At 45.1% G+C, this 21,547-nt stretch carries 19 protein-coding genes; 7 read left to right on the forward strand and 12 right to left on the reverse strand.

Going from position 1 to position 21,547, the window contains the following annotated elements:
* The first annotated feature begins 5 nt into the window (after window positions 1-5).
* On the forward strand, window positions 6-1,187 hold the full coding sequence (locus DFP81_RS08670) for a nucleotide sugar dehydrogenase (RefSeq protein ID WP_281272029.1): 1,182 nt from the start codon (window positions 6-8) through the stop codon (window positions 1,185-1,187).
* Window positions 1,188-1,404: 217 nt separating this feature from the next.
* Window positions 1,405-1,875 carry a YehS family protein gene (locus DFP81_RS08675; RefSeq protein WP_115897383.1) on the forward strand — a complete coding sequence of 157 codons (471 nt, stop codon included), beginning with the start codon at window positions 1,405-1,407 and terminating at the stop codon, window positions 1,873-1,875.
* Between the two features lie 61 nt (window positions 1,876-1,936).
* On the opposite strand, the gene DFP81_RS08680 is transcribed toward DFP81_RS08675, so the two are convergent.
* The 6 genes from DFP81_RS08680 to DFP81_RS08705 form a co-directional block, all read right to left on the reverse strand.
* Window positions 1,937-2,953 (reverse strand): peptide ABC transporter ATP-binding protein, encoded by a 1,017-nt coding sequence (locus tag DFP81_RS08680; RefSeq protein WP_115897384.1) that lies wholly within the window; start codon window positions 2,951-2,953, stop codon window positions 1,937-1,939.
* Window positions 2,950-3,918, reverse strand: a complete 969-nt coding sequence (gene dppD / locus DFP81_RS08685) for a dipeptide ABC transporter ATP-binding protein (RefSeq protein WP_115897385.1) — start codon at window positions 3,916-3,918, stop codon at window positions 2,950-2,952. Before dppD ends, DFP81_RS08680 begins: the two co-directional genes overlap by 4 nt.
* Window positions 3,919-3,927: 9 nt before the next feature.
* Window positions 3,928-4,818: a dipeptide ABC transporter permease DppC gene (gene dppC / locus DFP81_RS08690; protein ID WP_115897386.1), complete on the reverse strand. Its 891-nt coding sequence runs from the start codon at window positions 4,816-4,818 to the stop codon at window positions 3,928-3,930.
* An 11-nt stretch (window positions 4,819-4,829) separates the two neighbouring features.
* On the reverse strand, window positions 4,830-5,840 hold the full coding sequence (locus DFP81_RS08695; protein ID WP_115897387.1) for an ABC transporter permease subunit: 1,011 nt from the start codon (window positions 5,838-5,840) through the stop codon (window positions 4,830-4,832).
* A gap of 113 nt (window positions 5,841-5,953) precedes the next feature.
* Window positions 5,954-7,546 (reverse strand): ABC transporter substrate-binding protein, encoded by a 1,593-nt coding sequence (locus DFP81_RS08700; protein ID WP_115897388.1) that lies wholly within the window; start codon window positions 7,544-7,546, stop codon window positions 5,954-5,956.
* A gap of 535 nt (window positions 7,547-8,081) precedes the next feature.
* Complete coding sequence (locus tag DFP81_RS08705; protein WP_115897621.1) at window positions 8,082-8,951, reverse strand: NAD(P)-dependent oxidoreductase; 870 nt, start codon at window positions 8,949-8,951, stop codon at window positions 8,082-8,084.
* An 888-nt stretch (window positions 8,952-9,839) separates the two neighbouring features.
* Between DFP81_RS08705 and DFP81_RS08710 the strand changes: the two genes are divergently transcribed.
* On the forward strand, window positions 9,840-10,280 hold the full coding sequence (locus DFP81_RS08710) for a hypothetical protein (RefSeq protein ID WP_115897389.1): 441 nt from the start codon (window positions 9,840-9,842) through the stop codon (window positions 10,278-10,280).
* 56 nt (window positions 10,281-10,336) lie between these two features.
* Here the strand turns inward: DFP81_RS08710 and codB are convergent, their stop codons facing one another.
* Both codB and DFP81_RS08720 read right to left on the reverse strand, forming a co-directional pair.
* Window positions 10,337-11,584, reverse strand: a complete 1,248-nt coding sequence (gene codB / locus DFP81_RS08715; RefSeq protein ID WP_115897390.1) for a cytosine permease — start codon at window positions 11,582-11,584, stop codon at window positions 10,337-10,339.
* Window positions 11,585-11,743: 159 nt separating this feature from the next.
* Window positions 11,744-12,154: a gamma-glutamylcyclotransferase family protein gene (locus tag DFP81_RS08720; RefSeq protein ID WP_245959123.1), complete on the reverse strand. Its 411-nt coding sequence runs from the start codon at window positions 12,152-12,154 to the stop codon at window positions 11,744-11,746.
* 315 nt (window positions 12,155-12,469) lie between these two features.
* On the opposite strand from DFP81_RS08720, the gene DFP81_RS08725 reads away from it, so the two are divergent.
* Both DFP81_RS08725 and DFP81_RS18615 read left to right on the forward strand, forming a co-directional pair.
* Entirely contained in the window at window positions 12,470-13,279 is an 810-nt protein-coding gene (locus tag DFP81_RS08725; RefSeq protein WP_115897392.1) for an ATP-grasp domain-containing protein, read from the forward strand.
* Between the two features lie 627 nt (window positions 13,280-13,906).
* Window positions 13,907-14,062 (forward strand): SH3 domain-containing protein, encoded by a 156-nt coding sequence (locus tag DFP81_RS18615; protein ID WP_425453666.1) that lies wholly within the window; start codon window positions 13,907-13,909, stop codon window positions 14,060-14,062.
* Window positions 14,063-14,121: 59 nt separating this feature from the next.
* On the opposite strand, the gene corA is transcribed toward DFP81_RS18615, so the two are convergent.
* Window positions 14,122-15,075 carry a magnesium/cobalt transporter CorA gene (gene corA, locus DFP81_RS08735; protein ID WP_115897394.1) on the reverse strand — a complete coding sequence of 318 codons (954 nt, stop codon included), beginning with the start codon at window positions 15,073-15,075 and terminating at the stop codon, window positions 14,122-14,124.
* 268 nt (window positions 15,076-15,343) lie between these two features.
* Here corA and rarD point away from each other — a divergent pair, with 268 nt between their 5' ends.
* A complete protein-coding gene (gene rarD, locus DFP81_RS08740; RefSeq protein WP_115897395.1) occupies window positions 15,344-16,267 on the forward strand; it encodes an EamA family transporter RarD in 924 nt (307 codons plus the stop codon).
* Here rarD and DFP81_RS08745 read toward each other — a convergent pair.
* Window positions 16,245-16,973, reverse strand: coding sequence for a sulfite exporter TauE/SafE family protein (locus DFP81_RS08745; RefSeq protein ID WP_342769964.1), 729 nt, complete (start codon window positions 16,971-16,973; stop codon window positions 16,245-16,247). The two genes, rarD and DFP81_RS08745, sit on opposite strands and share 23 nt — an antisense overlap.
* Before the next feature lie 108 nt (window positions 16,974-17,081).
* On the opposite strand from DFP81_RS08745, the gene DFP81_RS08750 reads away from it, so the two are divergent.
* Window positions 17,082-17,984: a LysR family transcriptional regulator gene (locus tag DFP81_RS08750; RefSeq protein ID WP_115897396.1), complete on the forward strand. Its 903-nt coding sequence runs from the start codon at window positions 17,082-17,084 to the stop codon at window positions 17,982-17,984.
* A gap of 43 nt (window positions 17,985-18,027) precedes the next feature.
* Here DFP81_RS08750 and DFP81_RS08755 read toward each other — a convergent pair whose 3' ends face one another.
* Window positions 18,028-20,178, reverse strand: a complete 2,151-nt coding sequence (locus DFP81_RS08755; protein WP_115897397.1) for an FAD-dependent oxidoreductase — start codon at window positions 20,176-20,178, stop codon at window positions 18,028-18,030.
* A gap of 136 nt (window positions 20,179-20,314) precedes the next feature.
* Window positions 20,315-21,523, reverse strand: coding sequence for an MFS transporter (locus tag DFP81_RS08760; RefSeq protein WP_115897398.1), 1,209 nt, complete (start codon window positions 21,521-21,523; stop codon window positions 20,315-20,317).
* Window positions 21,524-21,547 lie beyond the last annotated feature (24 nt).

A 21,547-nucleotide genomic window follows, 5' to 3' on the forward strand; every position in this document is an offset into this window, starting at 1 on the left:
TTATTTTGACCACTAAAAAATACAATATTGCTGTCGCAGGAACAGGCTATGTCGGCTTGTCCATCTCCATGCTGCTGGCTCAACACCATAAAGTCACTGCAGTGGATATCGTTGCAGAACGAGTCACCCTGCTAAATCAAGGCCAATCGCCTATCAGTGATACTGAGATCGAAGACTTTCTGGCCACTAAGAGCCTCGATTTTGTGGCTACCGAAGACAAACAACAAGCGTATCAAAATGCAGAATTTGTCATCATCGCGACACCTACCGACTATGACCCTGAAACCAATTACTTTAATACCAGCTCAGTAGAAAGCGTTATTGCAGATGTCTTAGCAATAAACCCAAATGCTGTTATGGTGATCAAATCGACCATCCCTGTTGGCTACACAGCAGAAGTAAAAGCAAAGTTTGGTACTGACAATATTCTGTTCTCCCCTGAGTTTTTACGGGAAGGTAAGGCGCTTTACGACAATCTGCATCCGTCGCGTATTATTGTTGGGGAAAATTCTGAACGTGCCAAAGTGTTTGCCGGGTTATTGCAAGAAGGGGCGATCAAACAAGACGTGCCGACTCTGTTTACCGATGCCACTGAAGCCGAAGCGGTTAAGCTTTTCTCCAATACTTATTTGGCTATGCGGGTAGCGTACTTTAACGAGCTGGATTCTTACTGTGAAGCTTTCGGGCTCAGCTCGCAGCAAGTTATTGAAGGCGTTGGCTTAGACCCTCGTATTGGTGATCACTACAATAACCCATCATTCGGTTACGGCGGTTACTGCCTACCAAAAGACACCAAACAGCTGTTGGCCAACTATGACAACGTTCCTAACAACCTGATTCGTGCCATCGTAGACTCCAACACCACTCGTAAAGACTTTATTGCCGATGCCATCATCAAGCGTAACCCTAAAATTGTGGGTGTGTTCCGCTTAGTAATGAAGACCGGCTCAGACAATTTCCGCGCCTCTGCGATCCAAGGCGTGATGAAACGCTTAAAGGCTAAAGGCATTGAAGTCATTGTGTTTGAGCCAGAATTAAACGATGAGCATTTCTTCCACTCAAAAGTCTACCGTGATCTTGCTCAGTTTAAAGAGGCTGCGGATGTCATTATGAGCAATCGAATGACCGAAGAGCTGCAAGACGTGGCAGATAAAGTCTATACCCGCGACCTGTTTGGTAAAGACTAACAAGGCCCATCAGGCCGATTAAGGTGTTAACAATAAAAACCTAACATACTCAGTATGTTAGGTTTTTTTATGTCGTCCCGCTACTACCCAGATGCCGCCAGCTTGGCTAAAAAAGTCAATCTTTGACAAACAACAGGCTAAAATCTGTTAAAGTCGCAAGCTGAATCGCCAGTGATTCACCCTGATTGTACTGGACACCTAACACTAGGACTCTATTTTGACCAATAATGATATCTTACGCCGCCTTCGCTACACTTTTGACCTTAAAGATTCTTATGTAAAAGAAATCTTTGCGGCGGCCGACCATGCTGTAAACCGAGAGCAAATTATCGCGTGGATGAAAAAAGAAGAGGAAGAAGGCTACGCTTCTATGGTCGATATAGAGATGGCAAGATTTCTAAATGGCTTTATCAATGTGCGCCGCGGCAAGCGTGAAGGTGAACAGCCAGCACCTGAAAAACGTTTAAACAATAACATGATCTTTATGAAGCTGCGTATTGCCCTCAATCTGAAGGCAGAAGAGATTCTTGAGATCATGCAATTGGCTGAATTTAACATGAGCAAACACGAGCTTAGTGCCTTCTTCCGTAAGCCTGACAACAAACATTACCGCGATTGCAAAGACCAGATCCTACGCAACTTTATTATGGGTCTACAGTTAAAATTCCGCCCAAGAACAGACGTTTAATGCGGTCATTTTAGACAAAAAACGCCCCGCAGGGCGTTTTTTAACAAAGCCTCTCATTCGCTTACGCGACACCTACTGCAAGCGGTTCCAGGCGATTTTCTTCCACCGCATGGCATGCAATAAAATGCCCTTCTTCTGCCTTATTCAAGACCGGCGTTTCACTGCGACAACGATCGTTCGCGTAAGAACAACGACCATGAAATGCACACCCAGACGGTGGATTCAGTGGCGATGGCAACTCACCTTCCAACTTAATCCGCTGACGGCGTTTATCTGGAGACAGCTGCGGAGTACTAGAGAGCAAGGCTAAGGTATAAGGGTGCTTGGGGTTGTCAAACAGCTGTTGGCGAGATCCCTGCTCCACCACCTTACCTAGATACATCACTATCACGTCATCTGCAATGTGCTCAACCACAGAGAGGTCGTGGGAAATAAACACATAGCTCAAGCCAAACTCTTGCTGTAAATCCATCATCAAGTTAAGCACTTGAGCTTGCACCGAGACATCCAATGCGGACACAGGTTCGTCTGCCACAATCACATTAGGATCAAGCATCAAGCCTCGCGCGATAGCGATACGCTGGCGCTGGCCACCAGAAAACATATGCGGATAGCGCTCATAATGTTCTTCTTTCAAACCCACTTTTGCCATCATGGCGAGGGCTTTTTCTTTGCGCTGCCCTTTAGAAAGCTTGGTATTGATCACCAGGGGTTCTTCTAGAATCGAGCCAATTTTCTTACGTGGGTTCAAGGAGCCATAAGGGTTTTGAAAAATGATTTGAATCTTTTGACGCAAGCTTGCCTGCTCATCTTTAGACAGAGTTAACAAGTCCTGTCCAAGATGCGCTAGCTGACCTTGCGTTGGTGTTTCGATCATGGTCAACATACGACCCAAGGTCGATTTACCACAACCAGATTCGCCAACCACCGCCAACGTTTTGCCTTTTTCCAAAGTAAAGCTAACCCCATCCACCGCTTTGACCACGGCGTCGGGTTTAAAAATCCCCTGCTTCACATGGTAATGCTGCTTTAAATTTTCCGCATTGAGGATCAATGCATTGTCTTGTGATCTGCTCATGCGGCCGGTCTCCCTTCACTGTCTAATGGAGTATGGCATTTTACTTGGCGGTCTAAGGGACCTTGATTATCAGGTTCCACCTTATGGCATTGCTCTTGAGCGTAAGGGCAACGAGGGCTTAATAAACAGCCTTGTGGGCGGTCATATTGGCCAGGTACAACACCTGGCAAGGCCTCCAAACGTGCTTTGCCAGACGACGACTCTGGTAACGAAGCCAACAGGGCTTGAGTGTATGGGTGCTTCGGAGTTCGAAATACCTCGGCCGCTGGACCAGATTCTACAATTTGGCCGGCGTACATCACGATCACCCGATGAGCAACCTCGGCCACCAGTGCCAGATCGTGGGTGATCAATACCAAGCCCATTTTTTTCTTACGCTGTAACTCGATCAGCAAGTCAATGATTTGCGCCTGAATAGTCACATCCAAAGCAGTTGTTGGCTCATCGGCAATCAATAAACGAGGGTTACAAGCAATCGCCATGGCGATCATCACCCGCTGACTCATACCACCCGAAAGTTGATGAGGGTAGTTATTCAAACGCGATTCAGGCGCCGGTATACCAACTTGAGTTAACAATTCAATGGCACGCTGCTTTAACGCTTTTTTACTACCACCTTGGTGGGTTTTGAGTGCTTCAATGATCTGATAACCCACTGAGAAACACGGATTCAAACTAGTCATTGGGTCTTGAAAAATCATCGCGATGTCCGAGCCCGTCAATTTACGACGTTGCTTTTCTGGCATTGCTTGTAGGTCTTGCCCAGCAAAAGTTAATTGGTTTGCACCAACCTTGCCGGGAAAGTCAATCAAGCCCATCACAGACAAGGAGCTGACACTCTTACCAGAGCCCGACTCGCCAACGATACCGAGAACTTCCCCTTCCTCGAGCTTATAACTGATGTTATCCACGGCGCGGAAATTGCCGAAGGTAACGCTTAAATTTTCCAGCTGTAGCAGTGACATCACAACCTCCTACTGTTTCAACTTGGGATCAAGAGCGTCGCGTAAGCCATCGCCCATGAGGTTAAATGCCAACACTGTGATCAAGATCATTAATCCGGGGAAGGTCACCACCCACCACGCGCGTTGTACAAATTGCAAAGCATCGGCCAACATCGAACCCCATTCTGGCGTCGGTGGCTGAGCCCCTAATCCTAGGAAGCCCAATGCTGCCATGTCCAAGATAGCGCTCGAAAAGCCCAATGTGGCTTGCACTATCAGTGGCGCCAAACAGTTTGGCAGGATACAAACGAACATCAAACGCAACGGACTGGCGCCCAACACACGTGACGAGGTGACATAATCTCGTGACATTTCTGTCATGGTCGCGGCTCGCGTTAATCGCACATAGTTTGGTAGTGACACTAAGGAAATCGCCAGTGCGGCGTTAAAAATGCTTGGCCCCAAAATAGCGACGATTGCGATCGCTAACAACAGGCTCGGCATGGCTAACATGATGTCGACAAGACGCATGATGCAAATATCCACTACACCTTTAAAATAGCCAGCCACCAAGCCAAGCAAAATACCGACCACTAACGAGATAGTTACCGCAAACGCGCCAACCGACAGCGACAGTCGCGCCCCATAAATAAGCCGCGAAAAGATATCTCGGCCTACGTCATCAGTGCCTAACAAATAGGACCAACTGCCACCATCCAGCCACGCTGGCGGCAACAGTAATGCATCACGCGCTTGGGCTGAAGGTGAATGTGGTGCCACTATATCGGCGAAAACCGCCATAAAACAGATCAAGACAATAAAGGCCAATCCAGCGACCGCGCCCTTATTGCTACTAAAATAATGCCAAAACTCTTGTATCGGTGTTCTTGGCGCTGGTGCTGATACGGTATTAGTCGTCATAAAGCGCCTCCTTATCGGTTGTGTCGAATGCGTGGGTTCACAACGCCATAAGCGATGTCCACTAATAGGTTCACGACAATAATAATGGTCGCAACAATCAAGATTCCGCCCTGAACTACTGGATAATCTCGACGGCTAATTGACTCGATAAGCCATTTACCAATACCGGGCCAAGCAAACACGGTCTCGGTCAAGATCGCTCCTGATAACAAGGTCCCCACTTGCAGACCAATAACGGTAATAACAGGAATCAGGGCATTACGTAACGCATGAATAACAATCACTCGCCACGGCGCAATGCCTTTCGCACGAGCGGTACGAATGTAGTCTTCACTTAGTACTTCGAGCATGGAAGAGCGTGTCATACGAGCAATAACGGCCATTGGGATGGTTCCCAAAACAATGCTTGGCAAAATCAGATGAGACACAGCCGATTTGAAAGCCCCTTCTTCACCCGACAACCAAGAATCAATCAACATAAAACCTGTGGTGTTATCAATCCAATAAACCACATCAATTCGCCCTGACACAGGCGTCCAGCCTAAAGTCACGGAAAACACCAACATCAGCAGTAATGCCCACCAAAATATCGGCATGGAATACCCTGTTAAAGAGAGGGTCATCACCGAATGATCTAACACAGTGCCACGCTTTACTGCGGCAAAAATACCGGCGGGCAAGCCAACGAGGATGGCGAATATAGCGGCACAGATGGCAAGCTCTACGGTGGCGGGAAACAGGGTTAAAAATTCATTCATGACTGGCTCACGGGTCACTAACGACTGACCTAGATCACCTTGTGCAATGCCGACCACATAATGAAAATATTGTTCATACAGAGGTTTGTCTAAACCCAGCTGAGCGCTTAACTCAGCATGACGCTCTGGTGACACACCACGTTCACCTGCCATCACTTCAATCGGATCCCCTGGGATCATATGAATCAAGGTGAAGGTTAATAAGGTGATACCGATAAAGGTAGGGATGACTAGACTCAAACGTCGGAATATAAATTGGAACATAAAGGACTGGCTCTCTTGCGATTTAACTCGATCGAGCGAATTACTCGGTCAGCAGAGTGCTTGCTTGCGTCCCAGCAAACAAACACTCTAGTAGGTCCGAATGGAACTTACTTCTATTTGCTTACGTTATAGAAGTAATGACCACCTAGTGGATCAATTTTGTAGCCTTTCACTTCCTTACGGATTGGCTCATAAACCACTGAGTTAGCAACAGGAATCCATGGTGCTTGATCATGGAAAATCACCTGAGCTTGTTTGTAGTAGTCACTACGCTCATCAATGTCAGAACTACGTTTCGCTTTCACTAACAAGTCGTCATAGGCCTTATTACACCACTGAGCATAGTTTGAGCCACCCACAGAGTCACAGCTTGTTAACACATACAGGAAGTTGTCTGGGTCACCATTATCCCCGGTCCAACCAATGAGAATCGTGTCTGGCTCACCAGATTTCGCACGCTTCAAGTATTCACCCCACTCGTAGGTCACTATGTTCGCCTTAACCCCTACTTTCGCCCAATCTTCTTGCATGATTTCTGCCATACGGCGAGCATTCGGGTTATATGGACGTTGCACTGGCATCGCCCAAATGGTGGTTTCAAAACCATCTGCATAACCCGCTTCAGCTAACAATTGCTTCGCTTTCGCTGGGTCATATGGGTAATCTGTAATGGCACTATTGTAAGACCACATGGTAGGTGGAATTGGGTTCTTAGCGACTTTACCTGCGCCTTGGAATACGGAATCAATGATTGCTTGCTTATCCGTCGCGTAGTTCAGCGCCTGACGAACTTTGACATCACCAAATGGTTTTTTCTCTACATTAAAAGCAAGATAGCCGACGTTTAAACCTTCTTGGCTCATCAAGTTAATGTTCGGGTCCGCTTTCATTTGCGCCAAATCAGCAGGGTTTGGATACGGCATTACGTCACATTCGCCGGCTTTTAGCTTGGCATAACGCACTGAGGCATCAGGGGTAATAGAAAAAACTAAACGGTCGATTTTCGCTCTGCCTTTCCAATAGTCTTTAAACGCCACGTAACGGATTAAAGAGTCCTTTTGATACTGAACTTTCTGAAACGGGCCGGTACCCACGGGTTCTTGGTCTAATTTTTCTGGCGTACCAGCTTTCAGGTATTGATCCGCTTGTTGTTTCGAAAAGATAGACGCAAAGTCCATCGCCAAGTTGGCAACAAAAGGGGCTTCAGGGTGGTTTAAGACAAATTTAACAGTGTAATCGTCAACCTTAACAATATCCTTGATCAAAGAACCCATCCCCATGTCATTGAAGTAACCGTAAGAGCCACCACCGACTTTATGGTACGGGTTACTGTCGAGACGCTGACGGTTAAAGGAGAAGAGCACATCATCTGCGTTAAAGTCACGTGTTGGCTTGAAATCTTTAGTCGCTTGGAATTTCACGCCTTGGCGTAGATGAAAGGTATATTCTAAGCCATCATCAGAAACGTCCACGCTTTTCGCTAAGCCTGGCTCAACCTGAGTGGTGCCCAGCTTAAACTCCATTAGACGATTAAAGATGGGCTTAGAAGAGGCGTCAAACGTAGTGCCAGAATAGTATAAAGAAGGGTTAAAACCTTCTGGACTGCCTTCTGAGCAATATACCAGTGTTGATGCCGCCTGAGCTGACGTGGAAATAGCGGCCGCGGCCATGACGGCAAACGGTAATGCTGCTAACCCTTTTTTCATTTTCATTCTCCATTAGCGTAATTATGATCGTGTTAAACACGTGGGAAGTAGAATCAAGGTGAATCGTTACTTTGTGATATTTGAGAGGCAAGGTGACACGACAATAGCTTTAAAACGACCCCACTTAGACAAGTATCTAAGTGGGGTGTCCTGCCTCATCCTTGAGCCCCCTTTGACTGTTAATTGCGCGCTAAAATGCGAACCCGCTCAAAACAGCCTCCTTGAAGACTACTTAAGCTTTCACAAATGACCAATCGAAATAACGATATGTCCCATACGTGTAATGAATAAGTAATTATCATGCATAGAGGAAGCACCCGAAATCAAAGGGATCGACGCTTTATTAGGTTTTTTTAGAGAAGATGAAAGTCAGCATTTTTTTAACAAATAAAATAAACAGCAGACAGATAATAGAGAAAAAGTCGTCTTTCACAGCAGACACATAAACAAAAAAGGCCACTGTCATTCCCTGACAATGGCCTAATTCACTGCGCACATTAGCTTAGTGCTTTATTATGATTCCGCGACTGACGGCTCAGCCCTTTTTATCTAATGCTTTAATAAGTACCGATGTATCTTGTCGGCTACGTCCGTCTGCCATTAAGTCTTGGTAATCTTCATCGACTGCTTTGGTCAGCGGAATAGACAATCCCATTTTTTCTGCTTGAGCCAAGCATAAGCTCAGGTCCTTATGCATCCATTCAATGGCAAAACCAAAATCAAACTCGTCTTTTGCCATTGTTTCACCTCGGTTTTCCAATTGCCAAGAACCCGCTGCACCGTGCTTGAGAGTCTCCACCAAAGTAGGGATATCTAAGCCAGCCCGTTGCGCAAAACTCACCCCTTCAGACAAACCAGATAAAATCCCACCGATCAGGATTTGATTTACCATCTTAGCTAATTGCCCATTTCCTACTGGGCCTAACAAGGTGGTCGATTTTGCATAACAATCTAATACCGGTTGAGCCAGCTTTAAATGCGCCGCCTCGCCCCCTATCATCACGGTTAATACGCCATTCTCCGCGCCTGCTTGGCCGCCGGAAACAGGCGCATCCAAAAACAGCAGACCTTTTTCCCGCGCAGCACAGTTCAACTCTTGCGCCACCTCGGCAGAAGCCGTGGTATGGTCAATAAAGAGTGTGCCTGGTTGCGCTTGCTGAAAAGCCCCCTCTTCACCGAGGTAAACAGCGCGTAGATCATCGTCATTACCCACACAGGTTAATACTATTTCTGCATCTTTAGCGGCGAGCGCCGGTGTTAAGGCAAAAGCACCGGCATACTCTTCACTCCAGGCCTGAGCTTTTTTTGTAGTACGGTTATAGACAGTGACATCATGGCCCGCCTTACTTACATGACCCGCCATTGGATAACCCATTGTGCCCAAACCAATAAAAGTAACCTTCATGATGACGCCTCCTTTGCTGAATGTTATATCGCTGTTTTTGATCATAGCGTGCCGCCATAAAATTTTGAGATACACAATTTAAAAAAACAAAGCATACAGAGCTGAAAAGTTAAAATTTCGCGCTAATATTACCTATTCTGTTTGTTTTTCGAACAGGAGAGAGCTTGTGGATAACTTTGTGAAAGCTTTTAATGATTTTGTCTATTTTGTACTTTAGCTATTGACATGCGACTCTTGGATTGATTTTTAAGCAATTTTTGCTATTTGGTCAGGATTGGTTAAAAAAACCGTTTAATGTCAAGGTAAGCAGGTGAAAAAAAGACTAAAAATACTGATATAACACTAACTTTTACTGCAAAAGAAAAAGCGTTTGTTAGCATCGAACTCGACGGATTATTTTTTATTCATTATAAATCAAAGACTTAAATAATATTAAATTTGATTTCTCGCAGTCGAGTCTCGTTCTCAAGAAGCTGCTAGGGATCAACAGTTAAAGACTATTAAACAGACTTATAAAAAAATCACAGGGAAACTTTTCGCTGTGCTTATCACCAGCTAATGGGAATCATCGGCATAATACGCGGGGCCAGAGAAAAGCATGGCCATTGGGGATAAAATAATTTCTCATGCTTTTTTGGCACCATTAACGTGCAAATTAACACTCACGTAAGTTACCTCAAAAATAATGCAATTTAGTAGCACGATGGGGGTCTTTTGTTTGTTCCCTCTGATGATTAGGCACTGAGTCATCATCCCAATATCATGTCTGTAAAGAATGCCCAGCCATTTTGGCGACTATGGAACCTTTGCGGCATCCCTCTGCAAACCCTGATAATTTGAAAAGAAGTCCGTACTGTAGAGAGCAACGATAACAAGCGGATTTACTTTATGAGTTTCAGTGTTCAAAAACTATTTGCTAAAAGCTTCTCCTATATTTTCTTTGTATTGGCGGGTTTGGTGGTTATCACCAGTTTTATTTCAGCGGCGGGTAATTATTTTAACGGTGAAGACATCACTCAAACTCTGATAAAAATCATCAACTCTAACATTATTGCGATTGCCGTTTTTGAGTTGGCCATGGTGATTAATAAAGAGTACGGCAATGATGATGAGCATGATGTCGTGGTTATGATGCGCCGTACTTTACCTCGCTTCATTAGTACTGTGTGCGTTGCCTTGGCGCTCGAAGGGCTCATTATGGTCATCAAATACAGCCAAATGGATATGGCGGGTAATCTTTATTACCCTGTGGCCATCGTCAGTTGTGCTGGCTTCCTATTAATCTCGCTAGGTATTTTCCTAAAACACGCCCCTAAAGAAATTGAATAATATCGAGCGGCTTAGCAAGCTGCTAAGCCGCTTATACGCTTTTTATGAAACGCTTATTAAATAGCCGCCGTTTTTACTTTAGTTTGGCTGGTTAATAAGGCGGCATAAACCAATGCGGCGACCAGCACTCCGATAACGGGAGGCAATACCGGAGTAAAATAAGCACAAAGGCACCCGATGCCATAAGACACCAAACCTAAGTAATTAAAATCAGCCAACTTGGCTTGTTCTAATACGGGGTAATGCCCTCGATGTTTGAGCCAAAAATCCGCCATAATCACACCGCCTAATGGCGGGATAAATGTCCCTAGTAAAATCAAATACGGGATCAGATAATGGTACATTCCACCTAAAGCTAATAGTGTGCCTATGCCTGCTCCTATCACAGTGACAAAGCGTCGCTTTTCGGTGCGAATCAAGTTACAACCAGCAACCGCAAAGTTGTAAATAGTATTGTCTTGGGTGGTCCATAGGTTAAGAAACAACATCAGTATGGCGAGTGAAATAGAGCCTTGCGCTATCATTACATCGACGATATCCGCTTGCTGATATAGCAAGCTGCCTAGGGCACCAGTGACCACCATCAAGCCATTACCTAGCACAAAAGCAAGTAAGGTTGCCCAAACCGCTACTTTCCCAGACTTCGCAAACCGGCTCCAATTTGTCGCTTGGGTGCCACCGCTAATAAATGTGCCGATAATAATAGTGATGGCCGTTGCCATACTCATCGTCGTGGTTGGTGTTTGCCCAAATACATCGCCTGCATCGGACAGATCCCCCATACCTTGATAAAAACTGATCAAGATGAACAGCAGCATAGCTGGCACGGCGAGTCGAGAAAGATAATCAAGCCCTTTGTAGCCGATCATGGCCGTGATACAAAAAGCAAAACCGAAGAAGATAATCAGAAGAGGTTCTAAGCTAGGCGTTAGCTCCAGAGTTTTGACCAGCACGATAGCAATAGTCGCGGTTCCCCAGGCATACCAACCTATTTGCGTGAAGCCTAAGATAAAATCAGACAGCTTACTGCCCTTCTCCCCAAAGCAAAAACGCCCCATTAAGATCGCATTTAAGCCGCTTTTATAGGCGATATAGGCTAACGCTGCGGCATAAATGCCGAGTAATAGATTGCCAATCACAATGGCTATCATCATCTCAGTAAAACTAAAGGCACTGCCTATTTTACCTCCGGCAAACATTGTGGCAGTAAAAAACGTAAAACCAAGCAGCACAATACTCGTTGATAGCAGACCTTTGCGATCGGTCTCTGGCACTTCGGTTAAGGGGTAATCGTTGCTTCCCATCTTGTATACTCCTAGCGTCTGGTGTTTTTTTAACCAAGCAAGGAATAAGCCAACATGAGCTTTATTGGCTGTGAGGACGCTCTGCGGATAAAACCGCTATCAAAGTAAGGCATAAGCTTGCATCCAAATTGGGGCATGCAAGCTTATCCGCACCAAGCTTTATACGACGGGGATTTCGCGATGCATCGCTGGGCGTATGGCCGCTCGTTCCCAATCACCATACTCAATCAGATCGACATGTTGGAAAGGTTGATTGTAAACATAGATCCAGCCTTTGCCATAAGGTGATTGCACCTGTTTTCTGACAAACAGTGAGCGCTCAACAGCATTCGGATCGTATTCTTCAAGACGATCCATTGCTTCCAATGTGCTGTCCGTCACTTTATACCACTCGACTCGCACTCGATGATTATGTTCATGGGTAAAAACCACACCTGGGAAGTCACCAAAATTACCCATTCGATAGCCTGTTAGCCAACCTTTTCCAATGGGCTGGCTGTTCGCTAATAATTCGTGATTATCAAAACCTGCTCTAAAAGAGCCATAAACGGCCACTATATTTGAAGACATTATCATTTCCACCTTGCCACATTATTTGCAGAGGATCCCCTTACCCACTCCTTATTTCAAGAGCAGAACCAAGCCCAACGCAATAAATTAAACTTTCATGACAAAGAGCAAAGACAACCTTTAACTTTTTGATAAAACCGTTACTAATGGTGCTTATCTTAAAGGACATCACACCTATACCTTAAGAAGACAGCCCTTACCGACCAAGCTTATTTTAATGCGAGTAACTCTTTCATTTTTTAATCAAATAAACGTATCTTTTTACGCCTCTTTGGCTCTAAAATCGCGGCCTATTTGGCCATTGATTATTGTTAAATGAACCTCATCTCTTTCGATGCTTTGCGCACCTTACATCTGCCGAATGTGCGCTACATAAAACCTGAATCTATGTATGATCACCTTGACGAGATTCAACAAGCAGACTGGCTCTTATTTCCGCAGTATTGGCAGCTCAATGCCTTAATATACGGTTTAAAAAAACGTATATTTCCAAGCATTGCATCTTATCGAATCGGTCATGACAAAATCGAGATGACGCGGACCTTTCGAACTATAGTTCCGAATCAACACCCTTATACCCTGATTACGGCCAACACGCCGTACGAGGCGGATAAAATTTGGGACACCATGGCATCACCTTTTGTTGCCAAAATACCGAAAAGCAGTATGGGTAATGGGGTCTTTTTAATCGAAACCTTGGGGCAATGGCGCGAATATCTGAGCAAAAGTGACGTTATATACGTTCAGGAATATTTACCAATAGACAGAGATCTGCGGATTATTTGGGTCGGCAATAAAGTGGTCAGTGGATACTGGCGCTTACAGTCCGATAACGGCTTTCATAATAACATTAGCCAAGGCGGTCAGGTCGAAGTCGCGTTAATTCCAAAAGAAGCCCAAGATCTCGTAACTTACGTCGCGCAGACCTTAGATATCAATCATGCGGGCTTCGACATCGCCATGGTAGGATCACAGCCTTATATTATTGAGATTAACCGTATCTTTGGCAATCAAGGCATTGCCAGCATTCAGAGCGATGTGAATACTGAGCTATTGAACTACTTAAACGAACAACACTTGCTGTCTATCACTCAGCCTATTGAACCTCTCAATCACTTTTTATAAATGTCATGGGGGTTATCGTCGCGGTCTAAAACAAGAATCTTTAGACCGCGATTAAAACAGTAACGCCTTTGTCATTTTTCTCTTCTATGCTGTGCAAAATTTCTGACAAGACAATGCAAACAAAACAGCAGAAGTCCTGTCACATTCGATTTAGATAAATCAATAAATAACCCTAAGCTTATGTTATTTATTGGTTTTTTCTATAAAAAGAGCAAGTAACAAAAGCCAATTATCATTTTTGAGCGCTTGATAGTTGGCTTTTCCTTATTGGACTACCTCATCCACAAACCTCTATCCTTGTCCTGAAAATACATTGGGCATAGAAAAAAGGATATTAGTATGAGATTCACCAGCAAAATCATTTGCCTCATTGGCTGTGTGTTAGTACCGACTCTCTCTTTCGCCAAAGGGGAGCAAGCAAACCATAATGCCGCTTGTTATAACCAGAAAATAAACTGTCAGACAAACAAGCATTCAACACACAAAAGCGTTTCACCCGCAGCTAAAAAACACCAAACAACGAGCCACGAAAAGAAAGCCGTTAGCAAGCATCAGAAACAACAGACAAAAAGAAAACCGACGGTCTTCCATAGCGGGCCACATATTGTGACGAGTAAGCAGCTTAATATGCGTGCACAACCTACCACCAACAGCCCAATTATTGGAACTTTACACCACGGTGTGAAGGTCAAAGTGATTAGGCAACACGGCGCATGGCGTGAAATTGTCTTTCACCAGAAACATGTTTGGGTCTATTCCGCTTACCTTAAAGCTTTAAGGTAAGCTTCCCTCCCCTTAGCACAACACTAAGGGGAGTATTATTCTGCTGTTCAGGAGTGTCGTTATAACCAGCCACGATGTTTAAAATACCAGTAAGGTGCAAAGCCAGAAAATACCATTAACCCTAATGCTCCCGGATAACCAAGACTCCAATTCAGCTCAGGCATGATATGAAAGTTCATACCATAAATGCTGGCGACTAAAGTAGGTGGCAAAAACACCACAGACGCAATAGAAAAAATCTTAATGATTTTATTCTGCTCAATATTAATAAAGCCTTGGGTGGAGTCCATGAGAAAGTTGATTTTGTCGAACAAAAAGGTCGTATGTGACATTAAGGTATCCACATCTCGCATAATGTCGCGCAAGGTTTCTGAATAACCCTGTTTACTGATTAAATGGCGTAATAGAAAAGAAATATCCCGTTGTGTATCCATCAAGCACAAGCGAATTTTACCATTGCTGTCTTCTAAGCGTGCTAACTTGGCAATGATATTATCCAGCTCCGTTTCATTTTCTTCCAACACGAGATGGCTTACTTCTTCTAACTGACGATGCAAGTCTTCTAGTATGTCGGCGTGGTTTTCAACCTTATGCTCAAGCATGGTCACCAATAACTGTGCTGGAGAATCTGCGGCAATTTGGCCCCCTCTTGCACGCATCCGTAACAAACGGAAATCGGCAATTTCCCCTTCTCGCACTGTCACTAATCGGTCTTTTTGTAAGATACAAGCCACGGTAGCCGTTTTATGGCGGCCTTCCGTTTGAGTCAAAAATAAAGAGTGAACATGTATTCCAACTTGGTCCACAAAACAACGTGCTGAAGCTTCGATTTCTTCTACATCATCCGACTCTGGTAAATCCGCACGCAGTAACATGCGCAGCTGCTTACGCTCTTCTTCGTCCGGCTCAATAACATCAATCCAATCGGCTTCGGCTTGCCGATGAGCAAGCGTGCCTTCACCCTTAGGGATTTCCTTGATTAAGCCATTATTAATTTTAAAATATTTTAACATTGATACCCCTCTGTAAACCGCTATCTCATGGGCCCGATTACGCTCAGGACCGATACTTTGCTTCAGCTTACCTCTGATTTATGGCAATTATTGTTACCCCTAGAATCGGGGCGAATGGGTTTGCTCAGTCTTTTCTAGATACTGAGTCACGACGCCGCTTTGGCTGGGTATTTCGACAAGAAATGAATAACAAAGCAAGATTCTAACTGACTTCTTAGAATTCGAGTGGTAAAAAGAGGCTCGTTTAAACAATAGCAAGGAAGTAGTCATGCCCCAGTCTTCCCATAGCGGCATATTTTATGCTCTTACGGCGTTTACTTTATGGGCCATTGCGCCAATTTATTTCAAATCAATGTCGTTCATTCCAACCACTGAAATACTCGCTCATCGGGTGATTTGGTCTTGTTTAATCGTGTTGATTCTTATTGTCGTGATGAGCAAAACAGCCAAGCTGAAGCAGGTATTTAGTGCTAAGAGCACCCTAGCAGCTATGCTTCTTTCAACCCTGCTGATTGGTACTAACTGGGGCGTTTTTATTTGGGCCATTAGCCATAATCAACTGCTTAGCGCGAGCCTAGGTTACTACATCAACCCATTAATCAGTATTATGCTGGGGATGATTTTCTTTAAAGAGAGACTCGATCCTATGCGCAAAGCGGCCGTTGCCTTATGCTTCGCCGCAGTGGCGTTTGAAGTGATCCAGTTTGGTTCATTACCTTGGGTGGCTTTGGCGCTAGCGCTAACCTTTGGTTTTTATGGTCTAGTGCGTAAAAAAGTTGCCGTCGACAGCTTTACCGGCATGGCTGTCGAAACCCTCTTGATGTTGCCTGTGGCATTGATTTACATGTTCACCATACACTCTTCTACCTCTAATATGCTGGCCAACCCTAGCCTCACCAATTGGTTACTGTTCGCAGCTGGCCCCATTACCATGGTGCCGCTCATGTGCTTTGCCGCTGCAGCGAATCGTGTGAGCATGGTGACGTTAGGTTTTTTCCAATACATCGGGCCCAGCGGTATGTTTTTGCTGGCCGTGTTTTTATACGATGAGCCACTTAGCTCTGAGAAATTGATTACCTTCGGGTTGATTTGGGGCGCACTGGCATTGCTGATTTTTGATTCTATCCGCCAATTACGCAATACCAGAAGAAAACGCCCATTAGAAACCCTTACGAAAACAGAAAAAGTTTAAACGCGGCCATGCAAGACAGAATCCGGACTAACCACTTAAACTGGACCGGATTCACTTTCTTCAAAAAGTGATAACCAATAAAGGAACCAATCAATAAGCCAGGGAACGCCATGACGCTGATTTTAGCGGTGCTAACCGACAATAATCCCAAGCTGATATAAAGTGGCACTTTCATCAAGTTGATAATGAAGAATGCCCAAGCTCGAGTGCTCACATAGGTGGTTTTGTCGAGTTTTTGCTCCAACAAAAACAAACTAAATAGTGGCCCAGCGGCGTTCGCCGTTGTACTAACAACCCCCCCTAAAAAACCCATACCATATGCCATAATGGGCTTACGCATAAACCCAGCGGGACGAAAGTCCAAGTACAAGCCTAATAGAATCATGGCGATTACAATCACCCCCAAAATATAAACAAATTGGCTTGCATCGAGACCAGCTAATAACTTGCCGCCGACAAACACGCCAAGAAAAGCCAACGGCAACAGACGCCACAATACTGACCAATTAATATTTTTCCGATAGCTGAATACGGCCATCAAATCGGTGACCACATACAATGGCATTAAGATACCTAAGGCTTCTGGCCCAGGAAATGCAATCATCACGATTGGCAGAATAAGCAACCCCATGCCGCCAACAGAAAACTTCGAAAATCCCGTAATCAAACCCGCAATCAATAAGACAACGAATGATATATCCAACATTTTCTCCTTTTAAATAAATACAGTTTCATTTGATATAGGCTATGATAAGCCAAACAATGAACTAAAAATAATTTCGTTTTATTATTGAAATGATCAGGTATTTCTATCATGAAGTTAGATCAAATCAGGGCATTTATTGCCGTTGTTGAAACCGGTAGCTTTCGCTCTGCTGCTGAGGCTATCCATAAAACTCAACCCAGTATCAGTGCCGCGGTGAAAACCTTGGAGGCACAGTATGAGATACAGCTATTTGATCGAGACAGTTATCGCCCGACTCTCACCACCGAAGGCAAAGCGTTTTTTTCACAAAGTAAAAAGCTCATGTCACAAGTGCAACAGCTAGAAACGCTGGGGCACAATTTGGCACAAGGCACCGATGCACCATTACGCCTTTGTATAAGCCAGAGCAGCTTTTCTGATGATGCGATGCAAATGCTTAAACACTTTCAATCCGAGCACCCCGAATGGTCGATCGATATCACCACGGATCATCTCTATGGGGTAAGTGAGAACTTACAAAAGGACAAATCTGAAGTCGCAATCGGGCCGCGCTATGGGCTCGATGATCGACACGCTTTTATTGAGCTGTTTCGCATTGAGGTGATTACCGTGGTGTCACCTGATCTACTGGCGAGCCTAAACCCAAAAGGTAACCGTTTGAAGCCCCCTCAGCTCTATTCCACCGCCCATATTCTGGTCAATAATTCCGCAATAAATCAGAATGAAAGCGGCCATCGTTATCTGTTGCCGACAGGAAGGCGCTGGTATGTTAATGACTACTTTGCAAAGAAATCACTGCTAGTGAATGGTTTTGGCTGGGCGCGTATGCCGCGCTATATGGTAGAAGCGGAATTAGCCTCTGGTGCGTTAGTCCCTATCGAGATCGAAAACTTCATGTCGCATAACCAGTTACCCATTTTCATGATCAAACTCAGGCACCAAACATTAAGCTATCAAGCCAACCTTTTTTGGCAAGCAATGAAAGAAAACGCGCTAAAGCGAATGCCTTAGCGCGTTTCAGTTATACCTATCAGGGCGTATGGAAAGGCTTGGGTTAGCCGCGACGCCAGGTGTGATATTTCTCTATCCAGGCCAATGCTCGCTCAGGAGTGTGCGCTCGCTTCCATTCACCTGCTGCGTATTTATTCGACTCAGCCCAGGTCGGGTAGGTGTGAATCGTCCCTAGAATTTTGTTTAAGCCAAGACCATGCTTCATCGCCAACACAAACTCAGCCAGCAAATCGCCAGAGTGCTCTCCAACTATGGTGACGCCTAAAATCTTATCTTTACCAGGTACGGTTAAGACCTTAACAAACCCCTTAGTTGAACTCTCCGCAATGGCGCGGTCTAGATCATCCAGGCCGTATCGCACCATTTCATATTCGATGCCTTGTTCTTTCGCATCCTGCTCGCTTAAACCAACCCGGGCGACTTCAGGGTCAACAAAGGTCGCCCATGGAATGACTCGGTAATCCGCGCGGAACTTTTTAAAGGTACCAAACAAAGCATTTACCGCGGCGAACCAAGCTTGATGTGCTGCCACATGGGTAAATTGATAAGGTCCTGCCACATCGCCGACTGCAAAAATATTTGGAAATAAGGTTTCGAGATAGTCATTCGTCACTATAGTGCGCTTGGTCTCGACGCCTAAGTTTTCTAAACCATAACCTTCAAGGCGCGCTTGGCGACCCACAGCGCATAACAAGGCATCAAATTCAATGACACTTTCAACGCCGTCTTTTTCCACAATAAGACGTTTGATGTCGCCGTCTTTCTCACAACGAATTGCATTGTGTGAGGTGAGAATAGTCACGCCATCCGATTCCATACTCTGTTGTACTAAGGCTGATACTTCTTCGTCTTCTCGCACCATGATGCGCTCAGAACGCTCAACCTGAGTAACATTAGAGCCTAGACGCGCGAAGCTTTGCGCCAGCTCTGAACCGATCGGACCGCCGCCTAATACCACCAGACGTTTTGGCGGCTCGTCAAACTTGGCAAACTCGCCCCACAGGGTATCACTGGTGTAATAACCGACGTCATCTAGACCTGGTAAATCCGGCACAAATGGACGCGCACCTGTCGCTAAAATAATACTTCGAGCCGTCAGGCGCTGTGTGCCACCATCGTTTAGCTGGATTTCAACGGTCCAAGGATCAATTATTTTCGCGTAGCCTTGAACAACATCCACGCCCAAGTCCGTATAACGTTCAACACTATCGTGAGGCTCTACTTTACTAATAACATCATGTACGCGAGCCATGACCTTCTTAAACGAAAACCTGGGATCAACATTTTCCAACCCATAGTGCTCCGCCTGACGCATTTGATGGGCCACTTTCGCACTTTTGATAATAGCTTTACTTGGTATGCAACCGTAATTTAGACAATCACCGCCCATTTTATGGGCTTCAATTAAGGTCACTTTCGACTTCACTGCAGCGGCAATGTAAGCACTCACCAACCCACCAGCACCACCACCAATAACGATCAAGTTACGATCAAAACTTTTTGGCTTGCTAAAGCCGGCGTACACTCGACGCGCCTTGATCACATCTAATAGTTTTTTCGCCACCAAAGGGAAAACGCCCAATAACACGAACGAGAACAACAAAGAAGGCGACAAAATGCCAGACAAGCTTTCCAATTGGCCAAGCTGGGTGCCTGCGTTCACATACACAACGGTACCGACCAACATGCCCACTTGGCTAACCCAGTAGAAGGTAAACGCACGCAACGCAGTAAGGCCCATCAATAAGTTAATTAAAAAGAAAGGGAAGACTGGAACTAAGCGAAGGGTAAATAGATAAAAGGCGCCGTCTTTCTCAACACCTTCATTAAAGGCTTTCAAGCGACTACCAAACTTAGCCTGCACCCAGTCGCGTAATAAATAACGTGATACTAAAAAGGCTAAGGTCGCGCCAATGGAGCTTGCGAAGGAAACGATTACCGTGCCCCAGAACAAACCAAATAAGGTGCCGGCAGCCAATGTCATTATCACCGCACCTGGCAATGATAATGCCGTTACGACAACATAAAGTAATAAGAAAGCACTGCCTACTAGCAGTGGTGCTTCTGCACGCCAGACTTCAAACTGCACCAGTCCTGATTTTAGCCCCTCAAGAGTTAATAACCGATCAAGGTCGTAATGGAAAAAGCCCACCACCAATAATAGGATAGCGATTACTAACCCGATTTTCTTCATTGCGAAACTCCAAAATTACATTAAGTTGATTTGCCTACTAAGCGGAGAGGTCTCACCTCTCATTACGTCTATATCAGTAACAACATAGGCATAAGATTAAGGCTACTAATCGTTAGACGCGCCCAACTCAAAAAACTTACAATGAAGATGAATTATTTTTAAATCGTTTTGCGATCAAACTTAAGCCACCGCCACAAACACAAAAAACCAACACGAGCGCAACCAAACCTTGAACGCCAAACAAGCTCAACATGGTCGCAAAACTCGGAGGCCCTATAGTGGAGCCTAAATTACCAAGTTGCGCCACTAAACCATAGGTTTGTGCTTGTTCATTAGGGTTGCGTGCTATCGCAGGAATCATTGACATGGAAGCACCTGTTACCATACCCGCAGACAGCACCATAACAGCCGCTAGAATACAGAATAAAACCGGCGCGCTAGTAAAGAAACTCAGCATAATCGCACTGCCAGCAATAACAGAATAGGCCATAATCGCCACGTTCTGAGGGCGCATCAGGTACTGCGACAAAGTCCCCGCTAAAAAAGTTCCAGCAATACTCATTAAAGGCAAACAGGTTCTAATAATGGAACGCAAATGCTCGTCTTCGACTAAACGCGGAATATAGGTTAACAGCGACACAAACATACAGGTGTAAAACAAAAAGATTGCCGCGGGCAATATATTTCTGGGGTTACGGTAAACCTGTGACATCTGGGCGAGGAGCTTACTCTGTTGTGTATTGCTTTGATTTTCATACAAAGTATTATTCCGCTCTAAGCGGAAAAACAACACACAGGCAACGCCGCCAATAAACAGACCATGGGCGAAAAATAAGCTGCCCATGCCATAATGGCGCAAAATCATTTCACCAAATAACCCACTAATGGCAAAGGCTACCCCGAAGAATGTCCCCCATAGCCCCATGGTAATGGACCTATGCTGCGGCGCACTTAACCGAGCAATCATGGTCGGCGCGGCAACCACTACCCCCAACTGAGAAAAACCCTCGATCACACGGCACACCATCATCAGTTCGAAGTTTGGCATCAAGGATTCCAAAAAGGACATCATAGAACCGAGTGCTAACGCCCCAATCAAAGAACGCCGATAACCTACCCGGCCGACAATAACACCTGCCGAGACCCCAAAAATAAGACCAACTACCCCAACCACAGAAATCGCGGCACCGGTTAACGTAGCACCTTCTTGGTAGTGAATCAGAAGCGCATCATACGCGATGGAAAACTTGGCAAATTGCATCGCGACAGAAATGCCAGCGGCCCACAGCAGCATCACTTCTAGCCATGCTGTTTTTGTCTCATATGGTGAGGTATGTGCAGTCATTCAACGACCTTATCAATAAAAGCA

Origin of the sequence: Marinomonas pollencensis, assembly GCF_003387375.1 — a bacterium.
Taxonomy (GTDB): domain Bacteria; phylum Pseudomonadota; class Gammaproteobacteria; order Pseudomonadales; family Marinomonadaceae; genus Marinomonas; species Marinomonas pollencensis.

Coding starts and splice junctions, on each gene's coding strand:
- rarD (WP_115897395.1), top strand. CDS start 15,344: ATGCCCCAGTCTTCCCATAGCGGCATATTTTATGCTCTTACGGCGTTT.
- dppC (WP_115897386.1), bottom strand. CDS start 4,818: ATGACGACTAATACCGTATCAGCACCAGCGCCAAGAACACCGATACAA.
- DFP81_RS08760 (WP_115897398.1), bottom strand. CDS start 21,523: ATGACTGCACATACCTCACCATATGAGACAAAAACAGCATGGCTAGAA.
- DFP81_RS18615 (WP_425453666.1), top strand. CDS start 13,907: ATGCGTGCACAACCTACCACCAACAGCCCAATTATTGGAACTTTACAC.
- corA (WP_115897394.1), bottom strand. CDS start 15,075: ATGTTAAAATATTTTAAAATTAATAATGGCTTAATCAAGGAAATCCCT.
- codB (WP_115897390.1), bottom strand. CDS start 11,584: ATGGGAAGCAACGATTACCCCTTAACCGAAGTGCCAGAGACCGATCGC.
- DFP81_RS08700 (WP_115897388.1), bottom strand. CDS start 7,546: ATGAAAAAAGGGTTAGCAGCATTACCGTTTGCCGTCATGGCCGCGGCC.
- dppD (WP_115897385.1), bottom strand. CDS start 3,918: ATGTCACTGCTACAGCTGGAAAATTTAAGCGTTACCTTCGGCAATTTC.
- DFP81_RS08725 (WP_115897392.1), top strand. CDS start 12,470: ATGAACCTCATCTCTTTCGATGCTTTGCGCACCTTACATCTGCCGAAT.
- DFP81_RS08745 (WP_342769964.1), bottom strand. CDS start 16,973: ATGTTGGATATATCATTCGTTGTCTTATTGATTGCGGGTTTGATTACG.
- DFP81_RS08695 (WP_115897387.1), bottom strand. CDS start 5,840: ATGTTCCAATTTATATTCCGACGTTTGAGTCTAGTCATCCCTACCTTT.
- DFP81_RS08755 (WP_115897397.1), bottom strand. CDS start 20,178: ATGAAGAAAATCGGGTTAGTAATCGCTATCCTATTATTGGTGGTGGGC.
- DFP81_RS08680 (WP_115897384.1), bottom strand. CDS start 2,953: ATGAGCAGATCACAAGACAATGCATTGATCCTCAATGCGGAAAATTTA.
- DFP81_RS08710 (WP_115897389.1), top strand. CDS start 9,840: ATGAGTTTCAGTGTTCAAAAACTATTTGCTAAAAGCTTCTCCTATATT.
- DFP81_RS08705 (WP_115897621.1), bottom strand. CDS start 8,951: ATGAAGGTTACTTTTATTGGTTTGGGCACAATGGGTTATCCAATGGCG.
- DFP81_RS08720 (WP_245959123.1), bottom strand. CDS start 12,154: ATGTCTTCAAATATAGTGGCCGTTTATGGCTCTTTTAGAGCAGGTTTT.
- DFP81_RS08750 (WP_115897396.1), top strand. CDS start 17,082: ATGAAGTTAGATCAAATCAGGGCATTTATTGCCGTTGTTGAAACCGGT.